The organism is Neisseria sp. P0018.S001, assembly GCF_051957355.1.
Classification (GTDB): Bacteria; Pseudomonadota; Gammaproteobacteria; order Burkholderiales; family Neisseriaceae; genus Neisseria; species Neisseria subflava_A.
Genome location: NZ_JBQCWN010000025.1, coordinates 1 through 6380 on the forward strand (window position 1 = coordinate 1; position 6380 = coordinate 6380).

General features: G+C 49.7%; 3 protein-coding genes. 1 reads left to right on the plus strand and 2 read right to left on the minus strand.

Annotation, left to right across the window (positions count from 1 at the left end; all coding sequences use genetic code 11):
* Positions 1–556: porin (locus ACTHTJ_RS10445; protein WP_440360944.1), on the plus strand; the 556-nt coding region annotated here is incomplete at its 5' end.
* 184 nt (positions 557–740) lie between these two features.
* Here ACTHTJ_RS10445 and pepN read toward each other — a convergent pair.
* Entirely contained in the window at positions 741–3362 is a 2622-nt protein-coding gene (gene pepN / locus ACTHTJ_RS10450; RefSeq protein WP_070585019.1) for an aminopeptidase N, read from the minus strand.
* A gap of 154 nt (positions 3363–3516) precedes the next feature.
* A partial coding sequence (locus ACTHTJ_RS10455; protein ID WP_440362663.1) for a YadA-like family protein occupies positions 3517–6380 on the minus strand: 2864 nt, incomplete at its 5' end.

Genomic DNA, 6380 nt, shown 5'->3' on the forward strand with positions numbered 1-6380 from the left:
TAACCCTAGCGACAAATATACTCACACTGTGAAAAGCCGCGAGTCTTACGACTTGGGTCTGAACTACGAAAACTCTGGCTTCTTCGGTCGCTATGCTGGTTCTTATGCTAAACGTGCTGACTTGACTGCTGATTACTTGAAAGTATTCAACCGCAACAATAATTTGGCTGCTGGTACTTACAAAGATCACCAAGCTCACCGTCTGACTGCTGGTTACGATGCTAACAACCTGATGGTTGCTGTTGTAGGTCAATACGAAGGCTTCAAAGCTGACGTAGCTGGTGCTAAGAAAAACGAACGTACTGAAGTTGGTGCAACTGCTGCTTACCGCTTCGGCAACGTAACTCCTCGTGTTTCTTACGCTCACGGCTTCAAAGCTAAAGAAGAAGGCGTGAAACAAGAGAACAGCGCTTACAACCAAGTTATCGTTGGTGCTGACTACGACTTCTCTAAACGCACTTCTGCTCTGGTTTCTGCCGGCTGGTTGAAAGAAGGCAAAGGCGACTACAAATACGAGAAAACTGCTGGCACTGTTGGCCTGCGTCACAAATTCTAATCTTTGGATTAGTATGAAAAAGAGCCTGTTTTATGCAGGCTCTTTTTTATTCTTATGCCCTACCCTCAACGAAAATTAATTTAAGCGTTGTATATAAAAAGGCCGTCTGAAACCAATCAGTTTCAGACGGCCTTTAGTCTATCTATCCTTATTGCCAAATAACAATAAGTTCAACAGACAAGCTTTATTTCTCATTTAAAATCTTACCAACAATCTCGCCCACATCTTTGGACAAACCTTCTTGTGCATGGATGCGTTGCAACTCTTTAGTCATAACGGCTTTGCGGTTGGCTTCCAATTTGTTGCAGATGTTGAAAGCCTGCACCAGTCGAGCGGCAACTTGCGGATTAAAGCGGTCAATTTCCATCACTTTATCTGCTACAAAGCGGTAGCCGCTGCCGTCTTCTGCATGGAAGTGCGGAATATTACGACTGAAGCTCATCAATAAAGAACGGGCTTTATTTGGGTTTTCAATACTGAACTTAGGATGATTCAAGGCCGTCTGAACTTGCTGTAAAGTATCTTTACGGCGACTTGAGGCAATCAGGGCAAAGTATTTGTCCATTACCAAAGCATCATCGGCGAATTTATCGGCAAATTGTGTCAACAAACGATCGCGGATTTCACTTTCATTGCTGTTGATTGCAGATAAGATACCCCATTCGTGGGTCATGTTTTGCGCCATTGCTTCGTAATTCTCCGCAACGTGCTCGATATGCGCAGCGTCAGCACGAAGGATAAATGCCCTGCAAGCATTACGCAAAGTGCGCCAGCCGGCCAATTCCGGGCTGTATTCATAACGAACAGCGGCATCGGCTTGGTTTTCTTGCTCGGCAGCCTGACGGTTCAACTCGCGCCATTGAGGCAGGAACTTGACGGCAACGGAATTGAGCAAGGCTTCACGCGCTTGATGAACCTGAATCGGGTCAATATTTTCTTCTTCCGCCCATACATCGGTTTCAGACGGCATTTGCAGCAAAATGGCACGGAATGCCGGATCAAAGTCACCGGAAACCACCAAAGCCAAAGCATCCATCAATGCTTTGTGTTCCGGTAAAGGACGGCCTTCCGCCAATGCCTGACGGTTGGCATTAATGGCGCGATGATACAGGGTTTGAGCAGCCTCCCAACGTGCAAACTCATTTTCATCTGCCGCCAGCAAAGTCGCCAATTCTTGCTCGCTGTATGGATAGTTCAGGGTAACCGGTGCAGAAAAATCTCGTAGCAGAGACGGGATAACCGGCTCATTGACGCCGCCCAACACAAAAGTCTGCTCGGCTTCGGTCAATACCAAAACCGCCTCTTTCACCCGTTTGCCTTGATATTCAAACTCAACCGCTTCACCTTTTTCATTCAGCAAACCGGTTTTGACCGGAATCATCATCGGCTGCTTGTCCGCCATATCGGGCGTGGCCGGAATGGTTTGTTTAATGGTCAATTCAAACGCTCCACCTTTCAGACGGCCTTGAGCATCTAAAACCGGCGTACCGGCTTGGCTGTACCATAAAGCAAACTGATCAAGATTGATGCCGTTTGCGTCTGCCATTGCGGCACGGAAATCATCACAAGTCACAGCCTGACCATCGTGGCGTTGGAAATACAGCTTCATGCCTTTTTGGAAGCCCTCTTCTCCGAGCAAGGTATGATACATGCGCACTACTTCTGCACCTTTTTCATAGACGGTCATGGTGTAGAAGTTGTTCATCTCCTCATAGCTGGCCGGGCGAACAGGATGCGCAGTCGGGCCTGCATCTTCAGGGAATTGGAACAAGCGTAGCATACGGACATTGTCGATACGGCGTACCACGCGGCTGGCTCGGTCGCCGGAAAACTCTTGATCGCGGAATACGGTCAAACCTTCTTTCAGCGACAATTGGAACCAATCGCGGCAGGTCACACGGTTGCCCGTCCAGTTGTGGAAATATTCGTGGCCGACAACAGATTCGATGCCTTCAAAGTCGGTATCGGTCGCGGTACGGCTGTTGGCCAGCACAAACTTGGTGTTGAAAATATTCAAACCTTTGTTTTCCATCGCGCCCATATTGAAATCGCCCACGGCAACGACCATGAAAATATCCAAGTCGTATTCCAAACCGAAGCGTGTTTCGTCCCATTTCATCGCATTTTTCAACGATTCAACTGCAAAACCGACTTTAGGTTTGTCTGTCTCCGTGGTGTAGAACTCGATTTTGACCTTACGGCCGCTCATGGTCGTAAAATAATCTTCCGTTACCGCCAAATCGCCTGCCACCAAAGCAAAGAGATAGCTCGGTTTGGCAAACGGATCTTCCCATTTCACCCAATGACGGCCGTCTGAAAACTCGCCGCCACCGATTTTATTGCCGTTAGACAGCAACACCGGATAGCGTTTTTTGTCTGCAACGATCGTGGTGGTAAATTTAGACATGACATCCGGACGGTCGATGTAGAACGTAATTTTGCGGAAACCTTCCGGTTCGCATTGGGTAAACAAATTGCCGCCGGAAGCATACAGACCCATCAGAGATTTGTTCTCAGCAGGCAGAATTTCGGTTTCCACTTCCAGCGTAAAGTTTTCAGACGGCACGCCTGCAATCGTCAGTTTTTCGTCTTCCAACACATAATCTACGGCCTGGCCGTTTACTTTCACAGACAGCAGTTTTGCCGAACCATCCAATACCAACGGCTCCCCTGCTCTTTCAGGTTGAACGGTCAGACTGGATTTGACGATGGTTTGTGGTTCTAAAATATCGAAATGCAGGTCGGTTTTCAGAATACGGTACGCTGGCGCGGCGTAGTCTTTCAAATAATGGATGGTTTTGCTCATTTGTTCTCTTTCAGAGTCATGCGGTAAATAGATGAAGCATATCGTTTCATCTAGCCTAAATTCAAGTGTTTTCAGAAAAAAAGCCGTCTGAAACCTAAAATTTCAGACGGCCTCCCTATTCAGGCAGCAAATCTAGTTGCCTGTCATTGCCAACTTACCACTGATACAGCGCACCGGCACCCACACCGACATGACCGTCGGTATTGGCCGAGAAGTTGCCTTTGACAATCCAGTTGCCGCCGTCGCTCATCGCAGACACGCCGATGGCCATGGCAGACTGGCCGCCATAGTAGCCGCTGCCGACACCGATACCGGTCGCACCCGGACGGGTTACTTGAGGAATCGAGCCTTGGGCAATCGCACCGGCCACACCCGCGTAGGCTTTCTTGCCTACTTGGTTGATGTTGTTCTGCAACTCGGTACCCAAACCAATCAACTGGTTCACGTTTGCCGCGTCTGTACCGTCTTTACCCGGAGCCACGTTGGTAATACGTTGGCCGCCGTTGTTCAGACCGACAGGAGACAATTTGACTTGGTTGTTCGGATTGTTTTCAGTCGGTGCAGCGATGGTTACGCCATCGTTGTTGACCACGGTATTGCCTGCGGTCAGACCATCTTTGTTCAACGCAACTTTATCGCCGACTTTCACGCCATCGTTATTCATCACAGTATCGCCTGCTTTGAATGTATCGGCATTCACTGTCTTCACGCTAATCTCGTCAGCCAGCTTCAGTTGAGCGCCACCGGCAACGGTTTCGCTGATGATGTTGCTGTCGCCTTTAACGTTGATGGTGTCGCCCAATGCGTAGTTGTTGCTACCGGTCGTACCACCAAAGTTGATACCTTTAGCGATAGTCGCAGCGTTGTTGGCTACGTTTTGGTTGGTTGCGTACAACTGGCTGCCGTTAACGGCATCTTTGCTGTTGGCGTTGACGTCGCCATCCGCTACGTTGGTTACTTTGTTGCCCGCATTGTCCAAGCCGTCTTTAGTCAGGTTTACCTTACCTGCTTTCAAGCCGTCTTTGTTCAATGCAACATCGTCGCCTACTTTCACACCGTCGTTGTTAACGGTGGTGTCGCCGGCTTTCACGCTGTCAACATCCAAGTCTTTATCGGTTGCCACCTCGTAAACAGTTTGACCCTTGTCGCCTGTTTTCTGAGTGACAACGATGTTCTTACCTTGAACGACTTCGGTCTTAGACACAGCCGCAGCTTGTTTCAGTTGAGAAACATTGACTGCATCGGTGTCATCCGTACCGGCCGCAACGTTGGTAATCTTATTGCCGCCGTTGTTCAAGCCAGCTTTGGTCAGGTTCACATCGCCTGCTTTCAAGCCGTCTTTGTTCAATGCAACATCATCGCCTACTTTCACACCGTCATTATTCATCACGGTATCGCCTGCGGTAACACTGTCTACTTTCAAGTTTTTATCGGTAGCCACTTTGTAAATGGTTTGGCCATTGGCGCCGACATCCTGAGTAACAACAATGTTATCGCCTTGAACGACTTCAGTCTTAGCCGCAGCCGCAGCTTTGTTCAACTGAGCAACATTCACCGCATCAGTATCATCGGTACCGGCTGCAACATTGGTAATCTTGTTGCCGCCGTTGCTCAATCCGGCTTTAGTCAGGTTGACATCACCAACTTTCACGCCGTCAGTATTGACTGTGGTGTCGCCGGCTTTCACGCTGTCAACTGCCAGGTCTTTAGCCAATTTGACTTCCAACTTATCAGAACCATTCGCTACAACGCCGATATTCCCGTCTGAAAGTTTGGCTGGATCGGTTTGACCACCAACAATATTCAGCTTCGTACCCGGTTTGCGTTCAACATCTTTGCCGCTGTCGCCGCCGAAAGTCAAAGGCAGATTGGCAGTTGCATTAACGGCTTTGATTGCATCGTGGATGTTGTTCTCACCAGTACCGCCAATATCGGTCATGCTGATGTTGCCGCCATTATTAGCCGCATTGCCACCCAATACATTCACCAACTGTTCTTGGGCTGCATTCAGCTGCTCTTCGGTCGCCGCACGTTTGCCTTGGGCAAAATCGCTGCCACCCAAAGTCGTATTGCTCAAGCCGCTGACTTCGCCTTTATCTCCATCGATTTTCACCGGAACAGCTTGACCAACATTCAATACATCGGCCAGTTTCAACTGTGCACCACCGGCTACGGTTTCGCTGATGATGTTGCTGTCGCCTTTGACATTGATGGTGTCGCCCAATGCGTAGTTGTTGCTGCCGGCGGTACCGCCGAAGTTGATGCCTTTGGCGATATTGGCGGCGTTGTTGGCTACGTTTTGGTTGGTCGCAAACAGTTGGCTGCCGTTAACGGCATCTTTGCTGTTGGCATTGAGGTCGCCATCGGCTACGTTGGTCACTTTGTTGCCGGCGTTGTTCAAACCGTCTTTGGTCAGTTTGACATCGCCTGCTTTAACGCCGTTTTGGGTCAATGCGACATCGTCGCCTACTTTCACACCGTCGTTGTTCACGGTGGTGTCGCCGGCTTCGACGCTGTTCACTACCAGGTCTTTTTTCAGCTTAACGGTCACTTTATCGTTTTGGGCTTCGGTGGTGATGTTGTCGTCGCCGGCAACGGTCACGGTGGAGCCGAGTTTTTCGATATTGGTGCTGCCGCTGTCGCCGTTGAAGGTCAGGCCTTTGCTGTCAACGGCGGTTTTGGCATCTACGCCTTTTTGGATGTCGTCTTTGGTGTCTTGCGCCAAGTCGATGCTGTAGTCGGTCACGTTGTCGGCCTTTTCAGCGGCGGTAACGGTCACTTTGCTCGAACCGGCGCTCGCAGTCGTGCCTTTGGCGTTGACGGTGTAAACGTCTTGGCCTTTATTGCCGACTCCTTTAACCACGTCTTTGATGTTGGTACCGGCTGCAACTTCGGTACGGGCGGCGGCGCTTTGCTGTTTCAGCTGGCTGTAGTTGACGGCATCGGCGTCATCGGTACCGGCGGCTACGTTGGTTACTTTCTTGCTGGCGGCATTGATGCCTGACTTGATCACACTCG